At 51.0% G+C, this 14,744-nt stretch carries 9 protein-coding genes; 7 read left to right on the top strand and 2 right to left on the bottom strand.

What is annotated here, in order from left to right:
- Positions 1–211 precede the first annotated feature (211 nt).
- The 6 genes from ACG2E4_RS14850 (at position 212) to ACG2E4_RS14825 (ending at position 9,089) form a co-directional block, all read left to right on the top strand.
- Positions 212–802, top strand: coding sequence for a DUF4168 domain-containing protein (locus tag ACG2E4_RS14850; protein ID WP_395277028.1), 591 nt, complete (start codon positions 212–214; stop codon positions 800–802).
- A 1,142-nt stretch (positions 803–1,944) separates the two neighbouring features.
- Positions 1,945–2,706, top strand: a complete 762-nt coding sequence (locus ACG2E4_RS14845; RefSeq protein ID WP_395259366.1) for a hypothetical protein — start codon at positions 1,945–1,947, stop codon at positions 2,704–2,706.
- A 571-nt stretch (positions 2,707–3,277) separates the two neighbouring features.
- Complete coding sequence (locus ACG2E4_RS14840; RefSeq protein WP_395277027.1) at positions 3,278–3,868, top strand: RNA polymerase sigma factor; 591 nt, start codon at positions 3,278–3,280, stop codon at positions 3,866–3,868.
- 95 nt (positions 3,869–3,963) lie between these two features.
- Positions 3,964–5,436, top strand: a complete 1,473-nt coding sequence (locus ACG2E4_RS14835) for a DUF5666 domain-containing protein (RefSeq protein WP_395277026.1) — start codon at positions 3,964–3,966, stop codon at positions 5,434–5,436.
- 28 nt (positions 5,437–5,464) lie between these two features.
- Positions 5,465–6,430 carry a FecR family protein gene (locus tag ACG2E4_RS14830; protein ID WP_395277025.1) on the top strand — a complete coding sequence of 322 codons (966 nt, stop codon included), beginning with the start codon at positions 5,465–5,467 and terminating at the stop codon, positions 6,428–6,430.
- 16 nt (positions 6,431–6,446) lie between these two features.
- The gene (locus ACG2E4_RS14825; RefSeq protein WP_395277024.1) at positions 6,447–9,089 is read left to right on the top strand and encodes a carboxypeptidase-like regulatory domain-containing protein; all 2,643 of its coding nucleotides are present in this window, start codon (positions 6,447–6,449) and stop codon (positions 9,087–9,089) included.
- A gap of 223 nt (positions 9,090–9,312) precedes the next feature.
- Here the strand turns inward: ACG2E4_RS14825 and ACG2E4_RS14820 are convergent, their stop codons facing one another.
- Complete coding sequence (locus ACG2E4_RS14820; RefSeq protein WP_395277023.1) at positions 9,313–11,454, bottom strand: PQQ-binding-like beta-propeller repeat protein; 2,142 nt, start codon at positions 11,452–11,454, stop codon at positions 9,313–9,315.
- A 310-nt stretch (positions 11,455–11,764) separates the two neighbouring features.
- Positions 11,765–12,025, bottom strand: a complete 261-nt coding sequence (locus ACG2E4_RS14815) for a hypothetical protein (RefSeq protein WP_395259372.1) — start codon at positions 12,023–12,025, stop codon at positions 11,765–11,767.
- A gap of 258 nt (positions 12,026–12,283) precedes the next feature.
- Between ACG2E4_RS14815 and ACG2E4_RS14810 the strand changes: the two genes are divergently transcribed.
- A complete protein-coding gene (locus ACG2E4_RS14810; RefSeq protein ID WP_395277022.1) occupies positions 12,284–14,740 on the top strand; it encodes a Lon protease family protein in 2,457 nt (818 codons plus the stop codon).
- Positions 14,741–14,744 lie beyond the last annotated feature (4 nt).

Below are 14,744 nucleotides of genomic sequence, written 5' to 3'. Positions count from 1 at the left end.
AGTCAGACTCCCGATCTTAAGCCACTGTTGAATAATCAGAATGTTGACCGGCCACCCAATTCAGTTTAACCGAAAATATTTGCTTGATTTTACAACGAGGTATTAAAAAGTAAATATCCCGATACCGTGGGGAATAATACGCACAACCTCTCGTTGGTCGATTCATTATGTATAACGATATACGTTAAATTTAATCTTCATAAAGGTAATAATGACTATTTTTCCGAAATATTTAGCATCAATTGTACTGGCAATATCTCTCCTGGGATGTCAAAATGATACTCCCGAGCAGACACCGCCCGAATCATCGCAGCCGCAATCCGGGCAACAATCGCAGCAACCCGGCCCAATGGGTGCAATGCAGCAGCAGGCTCCGGAGGTTGATCTTTCTGATGAGGAAGTGGGTACATTTGCGGATGCCATCATGAATGCCCAGCAGATTCAGATGAAAGCGCAGCAGCAGATGGTGGGAATTATCAAGGAAGAAGGGCTTGACGTTGAAACCTATCAGCAGATCGCAAAATCGACACAGATGGGAGAGTCGCCCGAAGAGAGTGGAGCCAGCCAAGAAGATATAGAGAAGTTCGAGAGTGCTTCTGAAGCTATGCAGGAAGCCCAAAAAGAGATTCAAAATCAAATAGCCTCGGCCGTAGAAGAGACCGGTATGGAGATGCAGCGATTCCAGGAAATCAACAGGGCCGTCCAGCAGGATCCCGAACTGCAAAAGCAGATACGATCAAAACTGCAGGAGCGGATGCAAGGTCAAGGCCAGGGCGTACCGGGAATGCCGCAAGGCAACTAAGGACAGAACGCTTTTCAGGCCGATTATTTAAATAGCCTGCCTTTAAGGCAGGCTATTTTTTTTTCGCCTTCTCCCGCAAGGGAGACACTGCACCTGCTTGATCCAATCTCTAACTTGTGATTTGCCTTCAGATCTCGATCCCGCGTGTTTGTTCCTTTTATCGACTTCATGGTTGTTCTCGCTGTCAATTTATCACTCCTGCAAACATATTTTCAAGGCAGGGCCGAATCAGTTGCATCGCTATGCGCTCTAACCTGTTTTTATCAGCCTTTTTCCCAATTTTTTCACCGGACAACTGTGCATATAAACACATAAATTAACAGGCCCTTTCTCGATCTATAGAAATTGCGTGATTCAGGATAACCAAAAAACATCAAGATAATCTCCCTCCTTGAGGATAGTGCTAAAATCCATGTTTTTACGGAATCTGGGAGAAGGTGTTCAACTAAACTGGAAGAGTCCGCTCAGCGATTTGCAGCCCCCTGGCTCAACTTCAGGAACGGCTGAAGTTGAGCGTCTCCCCGCAAGAGGAGACGGATATACCCCGTTCTTACATGGAACGACCGTTAAAAGCAGCCCGGGAATTTTGAGCTTTAGGGGAACATTAGTACTCCATTTTCGCTAACAATATCCTTATGCAGAATCTCAAACCCAGTGAGACAAAAACGCTCACTCACAACGAGAAGGATTTAAAAATTATTTAACAATAAAAGCTCCTGTGATTTCGTACCTTTCAACTTCTGCAAATTGAATAGTATCTACAGCAGGCAGGCAAAACCCCCGGCAGGCAGATCCACAATTCCATCATGTTTTCCTGCAGGAAACTTTTGGAACGCAGTCGGAGATCCTGCACCGATTTGTCAATAACATCTAAACATAAAGAGAGTCGATCATGGAAGAAGAATTAGAAACGATATCCGAAGAGGAAAAAGAGCAGTTTCGCGATCTTTATAAAAAGATTTTAGAGGCTATTGACGCCAACCGCGAAGATGAGAAAGAGCCCACCGCTTGACCCATTCCCGCCTGGCTGAAAAAAATTCAGACTTCATTAGGGGTACCCCTCCGGTTAGTGTGTATTGCAAGTGAAAATGGGACTCATCCCGAGCAATCTTTCACAAAACCCAATGTTGAGGTACTTACCCATGAACGTTCCAAAACTATTGGCCCTGTTAACAGTAACCGCCGGCTTATTACTTATAGTTACCGGCTGTGACGTTGGCGGCACCAGTGCCGACGGTCCAAAAGAAGTGGCCGTCAACATGAAGCTTCAGCCGACCCCCAAGGCGAAGGTAACATCCGCAACATCACCCACAACACTTTCTGTCGACACCCTCACTGAAATAAAATTTTTGGTAGAGGAGCTGGAACTGGAAAGTGCGATTGCTGGTGACACGCTTGATTTTGAAGCCGAAGACCTTGTGGTCAACCTGCCGCTGGATGGCAGTGAATTCCAGCTGACTTCCAAAACCGTGCCCGAGGGAGTGTACGAAGAGTTTGAACTGGAGATTGAAAACGATGATGACGTACAGGAAGTAAACGATCCCGACTTTTATGACAATGACAGAACGTACTCTATCGTAATTAAAGGGGTATACAACGGTGAAGCTTTTACCTACCGCTCAGAAGAGGATTTTGAAATCGAACTTGAACTGAATCCCCCGCTGGAGATCACCGAAAACAGCGCCTCCTTTGCAGTCAACATCAGTATTGATCCCGCCATCTGGTTTGCAGACTCACAGAGCGGCAACTCGCTGGATCCGACGGATCCGTCAAACCGAGAGAAAATTGATGCCAATATTGAACGATCCTTTGAAGCGGAAAGTGAAGAAGAGGACGACGATGATATCGATGATGACGACGACAATGATGAGGATCAGGATGAAGACGATGACGATGATGACTAGTGTCGTTGTTATTAGGTTCGCAAAGTACAAGTTGCGTCTAAGTATTTTAAATTCGGCATGAAGGCAAAATATGCACACCTAACTACTGCACGAATTAATCTCATCACAGTAACTTCACCAGGAAATATCATCGACAACTCCGGCATACCAACCCGGACAGGAGTCCCGCTTCGTCAGGGCTCCTGTTTATTTTGTACAACCCGGCTTCTCGCAGGAGATCTCCTCCAGGTTTAATGCCGGGCATCGGGACAAATTCGAAACAAAATTACAGGCTATAAATGGAGCGTTTAATGCGCAACCAACCGGGTTTACGAAACATAATGGTTTTACAAAATCCGCTATATCCAAAGCCTGGCTACACCATGTTAGAGGGCTTTGAAAAACCAGGAGTGTTGGTCAAGATCAACCCCTAATCGGATGCGGAACCGCAGTTTATATCCCAAAAATGAGGGTTTCGAATCCGCGAAAATGACGATATTGGCCAAAATAACGGTTTTGCAAAGCCCTCTTTTACTTAACTTGCGGACAGAAAAGGAGAACTTTTAAAACCAAAAATATCAGTCGATAGCAGATGGCAGATCCCGCTCTTATTCAGCTTATCCTGGTTGCATTGGCCACGTCTCCGGTAGAAGAGCTGGACCAGGCTGGGCTGGCCGCCCGGATCAGGCAGGGCGACCACGATGCATTCAGATCGTTTTACGAGGCGCATCACCAGTCGCTGTTCCGGTTTCTGCGCAGTAAAAACATCGATTCAGCAACCACAAAGGATCTCATCCAGCAGGCGTTTGTCTATATCTGGGAACATCGCGATACCATCGATCCTGCAAAATCCCTGCGCGCCTACCTGTTTAAAATTTCATACACCCGGATGCTGAATCATGTGCGGGATCACAAAAAATTTGACGGCTCACAACCGATTCCCACGAAACAGACCAACCATACCCCCGAAGACGAGGCCCGAGCCAAGGAGCTGAATGTAGCGATCTCCGCCGCAATCGCTGCCATGCCGGAACGGCGCAGCCAGGTCTTCGAACTCTGCTTCATGCAGCAGCTGACCTATAAAGAGGTGGCTGACGCACTGGATCTGAGCGTAAAAACGATCGAAAATCACATGGGATTGGCCCTCAAGGATATGAGAAAAGCGCTTCAACAATATATATGAATCCGGGTTGGGGGTATCCCCCGCCACCGCGTGTATTACGGGTAGAAACCCATATTTATCCGGAATCAATTACTGACTGATTAACCAATGCAATTATGAATACTTCAAAATCAAACTTCTGCCTTCATCACACCATCCCTGTTCTGCTCGTGCTTCTTCTGGTGTTCGCAGCAAGCTGCACGCTCGACGGACTGGATGATGAAATTAACGACTCTGTCACCCAGGAAGACCTGCAAGCGGCCAGCCAGATTTTGGGAGAATCACTCTCCTCTGACAACAGCGGCTTGATGCTAAGCCTGAACGATGCCCTGACAACCATGTCTACTGATGGATTTGTGACGGATGGAACGAGACCGAAAGCCAATGGCTCATCCCTCCAAAATGACGACAGCGGACGGGGCAATGAGTCGAATTACAGCTATTCATACGATGCTGCCACCGGAATACATACAATATCATTCACCCGATCGGTTGACCGGCCGCTGTTCAGCAAGACGGTTACCGATACGCTCAAATATATTTTCAGAGACAACAACGGAAATTTTGTAGAGCTACCCCGGCGGGAGCGAGAGCGCATTGAGTCGATCGACTACAACAGCTACCGGCAGGGGTCAACAGAAACCCCCTCCAAAACCTCGTCTTTTCTCCGTACCGACACATTGATCATCAGCGGCGTCTCTTCGGCGTCGTCCACCCTGCGGATCGACGGGGTCCACAACGGGAGTGGAACATTCAGAACGGAACGGGCCGGTAGACCCGTTACCGAACGGGGATACCAGCTTGAAATCAACTTCCTGAATATCGAGATCGACAAAGCGGTGGCCGGCCGGGAACTCCGGCAAGGAGTGACGGGGACCCTGACCTGGGAGATGAGTATCGAAAAGAATACCGATGGAAATGGAGATACGCAGACCCTCACCGGCACCATCGAGATGAACGGGGATAGAACGGCCCTGCTGCGTTTCCAGAATTTCCTGAAGATATTCCATGTAAACCTGGATGACGGCGACGTAAAGGACGTGGATCGCGAATTTGAAGGACGTGTAACTTCGGTGAACGAGGAGCGCCGGTCGTTTACCCTGCGCAGCGGACGTGAAGTTTTTGTCAACGACCAGACTGAATTTGATGATGACTACCGTTCCCTCCGCCAGGTTCGGAATGCGCTGCAAAATGGTACTGAAGTATGGGCCGAAGGAGAGGGATACCGCGAAGGAAACCGCTTTCTTGCCACTGAAGTTGAATTTGAACGAGAAGATGATGGCGATGACATCGGTGAAGATGGCAGTCACGAATTTGAAGCCCGCGTTACCTCCGTCAACCTTGGCTTGAATACCGTAACCCTCGCGGGAGAGGTCGTCGTCAGGGTTAACAGCCAGACCGTTGTTGACGATGACAGCGATTACCGCTCACTCCAGGAGGTCAGTGACGCCCTGGCCCGGGGCGTTGCAGTGGTAGCGGAAGGAGAAGCTGTCGTACCCGCCGATACGAGTGAGGCCAACCTTCGTGCTCTCGAGATCTCTTTCGAAACCGAGGACGAGAACAGTGATGATGACGACAATGACGATTAACATCCAATTGAACTCCCAATAAAAGATCATGGACGATCAGCTATCACATAACGATCCGGATCTCGAGCTGGCCCGTCAAATAGGAGATCTGCTGGAGCACGGGCAGTCGCTGGAATCAGTGGATGATCCGCTCATTCGCGAACTGGCGGCCTACCGCAAGCGGCAACATCGATCGCTGGCCCGGGAACCGATTGACAGCGAGGCTCTTTGGAATCGAATCCACCAGGCAACAACCCGCAGCGGTCCGGCTCCCGCTGCCCGCATATTCTCCATGCCGGCGGTGCGCTGGGCTGCGGCCGCGGCGATCCTGGTGGCTGCCCTGTCAGGAATACTGTATTTACAGTTCTTACAGGAACCTCAACTGGTTGCGGAGTCGGCCTCCGCAGTTGAAACCGTGCAACTTCCTGACGGTTCCGAAGTTACGCTTCGTCCGCATTCCAGGCTCTTTTCTGTCTCCGAGACCAACGACCAGCTTCTTTACAAACTTTCGGGTGAAGGATATTTTGAAGTTATCACAGATCCCTCGCGCACGTTTGCCGTTGCAGCTGGAAGAGGACGCGTAGATGTGCTCGGCACCAGGTTTACTGTAAGCAGCTGGGGAAACCGTACCCAGGTATTCCTGGAAGAGGGAACCGTTCGTTTTGAGGGGTCCTCAAAAACGGATGCCCTGGTTCTTGAACCAGGACAAGCCGCCGTATTGAACCAGTATCAGGCAAATCCCGTGCTCACTGAGGGCTCCGCATCAGAGTTTACCGACTGGCTGCGCAACGAGCTGGTCTTTGAGAACAGGTCTGCCAAGCGTATATTTGACGAGATTGAACAACATTTCGGGATCACCATCTCCGCCCCGCAAAATGTGACGGAGATGTATCTCAGCGGGTCGCTTTCCCTTGAAGATCGAGAAAAAACCCTTGCGTACCTGGGACAAACACTGGACGGCCGATTCCGGCAGACGGGTGAACGGTCCTACGCCTTTATAACTAACCGAGAGTAGATATCGAACCAATCACATGATCCAATTGCGGGTTCTGTTTCTTTGCCTGTTGACGGCAACTCATTTTTCTCTTCCCCTTGCGGAGGGAGTCGCCCAGTCTGCCTCCGGGCAACGTCCCCTTCCGGAAATTCTCCGGCAAATCCAGGAAGAGACCGGATTTCGATTTCTATATCGTGAAGCCCTGGTTTCGGGCATTCACCTTGATTTTTCCACAAAGCCGTCCCCTTCATTCGAAGAGCTCCGCCAGGTACTTCAGCCTCACAACCTGGAGATCAGGGTAGACAGTGCCTACAACCAGGTCATAATTATAAAGCAGGAACCATCAGCGCCCGGACAGGAGTCCAAGTCCATCACAATAAGCGGACAGGTAGTGGATGCCGCGACGGGTGAGCGCCTGCCGTTTGCCACAATCACCTGGCAGCAGGAGGGCCAAACCCGGGGGAAAAGCGCCAACAGCAGCGGGCGTTTTCAGCTGAATTATCCCTCCGGTGGATCCAAACTGGAGTTAACTTCTTCCTACGTCGGATATCTCCCCGAAACAGTCCGGCTGGATCTCTCCGCCCGGTCCCTTGAGGAGGTCACTTTTCGCCTGGATCCCCAGCGTATAGACGGTAACGAGCTGGTCGTTACCGGTACGAGCTATTACGGGCAGCTGGATCAAAATGAATCCGGCCTGGTTGATATCGGTACCTTCAGTCCGCTGGGCAGCTCCAACTCCGTCCGGGCGCTCCAGGTGCTCCCCTCCACCTCCCTTTCCCCCGCCCTCAGCGGAGATATGCACATACGGGGTAGCCCTGCCGACGGTTTCCACCTGCTTATCGACGGTCTTACAGTGTTTAATCAGAGTCACCTTTTCGGGCTGTTGGACAGCTTTAACGCCGATGTGCTGCAACGCAGCGCATTTTACTATGATATCGCCCCGGCCCAGTACCCGGCTCCACCCGGCGGCACCCTTTCAATGGTTACACAGACAGGCTCACTCAACAACTTTTCAGCATCTGTCGGGGCCAGCAACACCTCGTACAGGCTTACAATGGAGGGCCCCCTGCGCAAGGGAAACAGCAGCTGGATGGTTTCGGGACGCAGTTCGTACCTGAATGCGGTAGACTGGCTCAACAATTCGAAACTGGTACAGTGGGGACTCAATGTGAATCGATCCCGCGAGATATTGGATGAGAACCTGGTCAACATCGAGACCCGGCTTGTTCAGCCCGGAAAGACAGACGCCCATTTCTTTGATCTGCACGGCAAACTGTATGTCGAAAATCAGGACGGCAGCCGTCTGATATTCAGCGGATATTTTGGAGGAGATCGTACCAGCCAGGAGGCCGAACGCCTGTATCGAACCTTTCGGTCCGCCTCCCAGAATATCGAATTCCGGGATGTGGCAACCACCAACGACTGGAGTAACGGTACCTCCAGCGTGCAATACCAGGATCAGCTATCAGAATCACTATACATCCACTCAACGGCAGGATTCAGCATTTATCAATCGGAATTTTCAAAAGACGATTTCAGCTATACCCGGATCAACCAGGATAACGACACGTTTCAGCTGTTTACATTCCCTTTTGAGAACCGGAGCATCCTCAACGAACTGAAAGCCGAACAGCAGCTCGATCTGCATTTCGAGCCCTGGCAGTTGACGGCCGGAATATCATACCATTATTACCTGGGAGAATATTTTGAGGATTCTTTCAACCGGCCCGGCTTTTTCACCTCCATGAAGTCGCACAAAATTGATCTCTATGCACAGCTCGACTATACCGGCATTGACTGGGCCGACATATCGGGTGGAACCCGGCTGCATTACTACAGTAACGGCGAATACCTGAGGTGGTCTCCGCGCCTGAAATTACGACTATTCCCACAGTCAGCGGTTTCCGTGGGTGGCGGATACAGCCGAAACTTCCAGTTCCTCAACAAAATCTCACTCAGCAACACTGTTACATCTGACATCTGGATTATGGCCAATTCCGACCAGCCGCCCACAGGCGTTGAATACTACTCGGCAGGACTCTACCTGGAACCGAACCACTGGCTAAATGCACAAATTGAGGGATATTACAAGCAGTTTGACCATGTACGTCTCCACGAAATCAACGCATTGTCCCTGACCAACACTTTTAACAACGCCCCTTGGTACATCGACAACAGCGGCAAAGGACAAGGCGTGGAATTCCTGGCAAAAGCCAACAGCGGGCAGTGGGGCATAACCCAAACATTTACAATCTCGGAGATGCTCCTCTCAAACCCGGTGATTAATGATGGCGATCCATTTTTTGCGGACTGGGACCGAACGTATCGCTATGGTATTACACTAGACGGTAAGCTTACACCCGGCGTGTTTCTCTACCTGAGCTGGATGTATGCCAGCGGCGTCCCCAACCGGCTGGCTACATTCGGCGCTGCCAATGCTCAGCGGCTGGACCATTACCAGCGAACAGATGTTACTCTTGAGTATAAACGCTCCCTCTCTTTTGGAGAGCTGAACGGCTCGCTATCCATCTTTAATCTTTTTGACCGCAGCAACACCTGGTATCGGGAACTGGCCTTTGTGCTGGACCGGGAGGCCGCACAGAACCGGTTCAGAACGGTACCTGTCGATGTCTATGATATAGGCTTTCAGCCCTCGTTCAATCTCTCTCTCAGCTTTTGAACATGATAATCTTCTTCCCTCTCCCACACTGATATCGCGTCAAACCCTCTATCGCGGTCTGTTCCTGATCGGACGCAGATAAACACCGATCAGGCTGATCTACGGAGATCGTTCATGCAGAAACACTGTTATAACTATTATTCCGTGGTGGTTTGCAGCATCCGTGTCATCTGCTTTCCGGTAAATCTGAATCTTCATCGTTGACATGGCACCAGAAACCAAGTCATTCCGGCAGCGCAAACGCTACATAACTGTCCCCACCCGGCGTACCCAGCTTTGTTCCCCCGCATGCCACCACGATATACTGCTTTCCATCGACTTCATAGGTACTGGGGGTGGCAAAGGCGGCTGCAGGAAGCGTCGTCTCCCACAGCAGTTCACCGGTCTCCTTGTCAAAAGCCCTGAACTTCCCGTCGCTGGTACCGGCAATAAACAGCAGGCCGCTGGCCGTCACAACAGGCCCTCCATAGTTTTGCGTCCCGGTTTTGGGATCCCCCTCATCCCGCAACCCGGTATGGTCGCCCAGCGTTACTTTCCACAGGTATTCTCCGGAATTCAGGTCAATCGCATTCAGGGTGCCCCAGGGCGGGCTTATCGCTGGATATCCATTGCTGTCGACAAACCTGGTGTACCCTGAAATCTGGTAGGGAACCTCCGGGCGGGCGGTATCCGGTTGATCCGGGACCGGTTCCCCGCTACTGTTGGACAGCTGTTCTTCATTGAATAAATAAGCTATCAACGCCTCGGTTTCCGGATCAGACAACTGGCTCCCAAAGGCAGGCATCATGCCTTTTCCGCCTGTAATAATATTTTCCACGTACTCTTTGGAACGGGTATTGTCCAGCCCTGTTAGCGCCGGAAACCCACTGGCGGGGTTTCCGGAACGGTCGGGACCGTGACACGTTGTACAATTTGTGGTATACAGGCGTTTACCGGGGCTCATCTTTTGCAGTTCCTCTTCAGGGATCGCCGGGCTAATGCGGATATGCCACGCCATCTGGTTGCTGTTTACATACAGGATGCCTTGGGGATCTGCGGCAGCGCCTCCCCATTCGGCCCCGCCGTCCAGCCCCGGGAAGACGATGGTTCCCTGCGCACTCAACGGCGTAAACGGTCCTTCGAAACGACTATTGCGCACCGTTTCCCTTAACTCTTCACGATTCTCGGCATAGGGGCTGATATCGTCCGGGGTCAGCGTCTGCCGGGCATAGGGAGCGGGTCTGGTCGGAAACGGCTGCGTAGGCCAGGTGTGCTCTCCCCCTACGTACGATTCAGGGACCGGACGCTCTTCGATCGGGAACAACGGCTCACCGGTCTCCCGGTCAAACAGGAACACAAAACCCTGTTTTGTTGTCTGTGCCACCGCATCGATCTCTTTACCACCCCGGGTAACGGTCAACAGGTTGGGTGGGGCGGGCAGATCCCGATCCAGTATGTCATGATGTACAAACTGGTAGTGCCAAATCCGCTCCCCGGTTTCGGCATCCAGGGCCAGCAGTGAATTGGCAAAAAGATTTTTGCCCTTTCGGTTGCCCCCGTAAAAATCATACGACGCTGATCCCGTAGGTATATAAACGATGCCGCGCCGGCGGTCTACGGCCATGCCTGCCCAGTTGTTGGCTCCCCCGATTGCGGGATTTTCATAGGCATTTTTCGGCCATGTTTCATACCCAAATTCGCCCGGTTTGGGGATCGTGTGAAATACCCACTCCACCTCACCGGTTTTAATATTAAACGCCTGTATATGACCCTTGGCGGCCCCGGGTCCCTCTGAAACCCGCAACGGCATGACAACAAGATCCCGGTAAACCGTACCCGGCGTGGTTGACATCACCATTTTATCCTGGGCTTCCCGCTCCAAACCGGCCTTCAGGCTCACCCGTCCGCTGTCACCAAAAGCCGGAATCGCGTTGCCGGTAGCGGCATCAAGCGTGTAGAGCCATTCTCCGTGTGTATATAGAATTCGTTTGTCATTACCCTCTTCCCAGTAGACCAGTCCGCGGCTGCTGTTTAATCGGGGAGGTCCTTCCCCCCTCTTTCGCCAATATTCCTGTCCTGTAGCCGCATTAAGAGCAAACGGCTGTACCGTAGCCGTCATCCCGTAAAGAGTGTCATTTACGATGACGGGATTGGTCTGAACCTGCCCGGTATCCTGTGTGTGATATTCCCATGCAACCTCCAGCTTGTCCACATTTCGGGGCGTTATCTGCCCGAGTTCAGAGTATTGATTTCGCTCTGGTCCCCCCTGGTATTCATACCAGTTTTTTCCAGAACCCATTGTCCCTTCCGGTGAACATCCCCGGGAAAAAAGTCCAGTTATAACAAGTACACCCGCCGCCATTATTAATTTCAAGTATTGTTTCATCGGCAAACTCGAATCTCCATGTTAAATCCCCATTTCCATTTGTATTCCCGGTACCGATCACGTGCCCGCTCAACGGTGGGAAAATAATCTCGCGATCAGTATCAAGCTACTATACAAAGGATTTTACATAAATTCACGCAGAATGGGCTGCGAAAGCAGGATCTCTCTCCCCTTTTTGATTTTACAGAAATGGCCGAGGGGACTTGACTGCCAGGCTTCTGAGCCCGGAAGTCGTTATCAGGCTATGATTTTAGCATTCTCGTCGCTCCTCGGGTTCATGGGATGTTGTAACACCCGGTCTTGTACTCCTTCATTCCAAAAAATAGATATCCGGATCATCAATTACGCCAGAACCATTTTTGGCATCGGGGATATCCGCGGAATAGAGAAACTCTCTTGCCTGTTCCGGGTCATCCACATCAAAAAGCAGTATTACTTCGTCCGGTTCATCCACGTTGCGCCACAGCTTTTTGAGTTGCATGCCCGCCTCCCGTTGTGCATTTTTGTGGGACTCAAAAACCTCTCTCCATCGAACAAAATCCTCTACCTTGTGCCTGACGAGTACCTCCATTGTCTGTCTCCCTGCCTGTTATTTTTCTTTAGAAATTGACGTGAGAATCGAATATATCCGACTTCCTTAACCAAATATTAAAGGCCATCGCAAATCCAACGGTTGTTCAACACCCTCTCCTTTCATTGTAACAAATTCTTGCAAATGTTGAGTTCAATTTAAATTCTACCAAGCGCCTTTGGAACGAGAAAAAGTTTACACACATTAAGTTAGCATACATCACCGAGTAATAGTAACGATCGAACAAATTATACTCCTGTGAAAAAACTAGATCCTGTATCACTCAACAACGTTTGCGATGCCGACCAGTTTAATTTTGAGACCACGGAAGAGATCAAGGATTATACCACCATCCTGGGGCAGGATCGCCTCTCCACGGCGCTGCAGATGGGGGTGGAGATGGACCGAACCGGCTACAATATTTTCGCTCTTGGACCGCAAAAAACGGACAAGGAAACCCATATAAGGCATTTCCTGCAGGAACGGGCCAAACAGGAAGAAACGCCCCCCGACATCTGTTACGTGAACAACTTCGATGACAGCCTGAAGCCGGATAAACTGTTAATGCCGGCCGGACGAGGAAGAACCCTGCAGGAAATGATGGACGAGCTGTTGGAAGACCTGATTCCCACCCTGGAATCCTCCTTTGAGACGGAGGAGTATCAAAACCGCCGGCAGGCGCTGAAAGACCAGGTTCAGCAAGAACAGGACAAAACGTTTGAAGACCTGCAGCAGAAAGCAAAGGAAAAAGGGCTGGCCCTGATCCGTACGCCCTCAGGCTTCTCTTTTGCTCCCACCCGGGATGGCAACCTGATGAGTGAAAAGGAAGTCCAGGAGCTCCCGGAAGAGGAGCGTAGAAAGCTGGAAGAGCATATGCAGGAGCTGCAAAAAGAGCTCCAGGAAATCATCCAGAAGATGCCCGCCAACAAGCGGAAGGTGCGCGACCGGATGAAGAAACTGGATCGCGAAATCGCCACTTATGCCATAAAGGAGCTTTTCAAGGAGATCCGGAACGCGTTTTCTGATCTTGACCACGTTCAGGCTTTTCTCAACAAGGTTGAAACCGATATCGTGGAAAATGTGCAGGCGATCCTTGGTAATCAGCAGGGACAACAGGGGGGTATGGCCGCCATGATGCAGCAGATGAGCGGTCAGAACGCCGGAGGAATGAATCGGCCCTCCAAATCCAGCCCGGAGGATCACCCGATCCTGCAGCGCTACCGGGTGAACGTTCTTGTGGATCACCAGGATACCGAAGGCGCACCGGTCATCTATGAAGACAATCCCAGTTATAAAAATTTACTGGGTCGCGTCGAATACAAATCAAAAATGGGAGCACTTACCACCAATTTTAACCTGATCAAACCCGGGGCCCTCCATAAAGCGAACGGGGGTTACCTGGTGTTGGATGCCCGCCGTGTTTTACTGGAGCCGTTTGCCTGGGAGGGACTAAAGCGCGCTATTAAATCCGGAGACCTGAAAATTGAATCGCTGGGCGATTCCTACAGTATGATCAGCACCGTTTCCCTGGAACCGGAACCCCTGGACCTGAAGGTGAAAGTGGTGTTGCTGGGCGAGCGGCTGCTCTATTATATGCTCTGCAATCTCGATCCCGACTTTAACGCCCTCTTCAAAATCGAGGCCGATTTTGAAGATGAGATGGATCGCAATTCGGACAATCAGCAGCTGTACTCCAAGCTGCTGGCGGGTCTTGTCCAGCAGCACGACCTGCGGCATTTTGACAAGCACGCCGTTTCACGAGTCATCGAGCAGAGCGCACGCATGGTCGGGGATAATGAAAAGCTTTCGACCCAAACCGAAGAGTTGAGCGACCTTCTTGTTCAGGCCGATTTCTGGGCCGGGAAAAATAATCATGATGTCGTTCAGCGAGAGGATGTCCAGCAGGCGATCGAACAGCAGGTGTATCGTGCCAGCCGTATTCGGGATAAAATCCAGGAATCCATTGAACGCAATCAAATCTTTATCGATACCGAGGGTACGGAGATCGGACAAGTCAACGGTCTTTCAGTAATTAAGCTGGGCGAACTGATGTTTGGCAAGCCCAACCGGATTACCGCCCGTATTCAGATCGGGAAAGGAGAAATCATCGATATCGAACGCGAGGTGGATATGAGTGGTCCCATTCACTCCAAAGGTGTACTCATACTGAAGGGATTCCTGGGAGACCGCTACGCCCAGCACCGCCCGCTCTCGCTTTCGGCCAGCCTTGTTTTTGAACAATCCTACTCCAACATCGACGGAGACAGCGCCTCCTCCGCCGAGCTGTATGCCCTGCTTTCGGCTATCGGCAAAATTCCGCTGCGGCAGTCGCTGAGCGTAACCGGCTCGGTCAACCAGCACGGTAAAATTCAACCGATCGGAGGAGTCAATGAAAAAATCGAGGGCTTTTTTGATGTGTGCAAAAAGAGTGGACTCACCGGCGAACAGGGCGTGCTGATTCCCCGCGCCAACGTCAAAAACCTGATGCTCCGGCAGGATGTAGTTGATGCGGCAGAAGCAGATCAGTTTCACATCTATGCTGTAGAAACAGTTGATGAAGGGATGGAAATTCTGACGGGAATGGAGATGGGCATGGCCGACGAAGAGTGCAATTATCCCGATGGTACCATCAATGCAAGGGTGGTTAACCAGCTTGACCAGCTGGCCCAAAACAGGAAAGCTTTTGCTTCGACCACGAATGGAAAGCAGGAATAAAACT

The organism is Halalkalibaculum sp. DA384 (assembly GCF_043951955.1).
Taxonomy (GTDB): Bacteria; Bacteroidota; Rhodothermia; order Balneolales; family Balneolaceae; genus JAMQKA01.
This window is presented reverse-complemented; position numbering and strand designations above follow the sequence as displayed.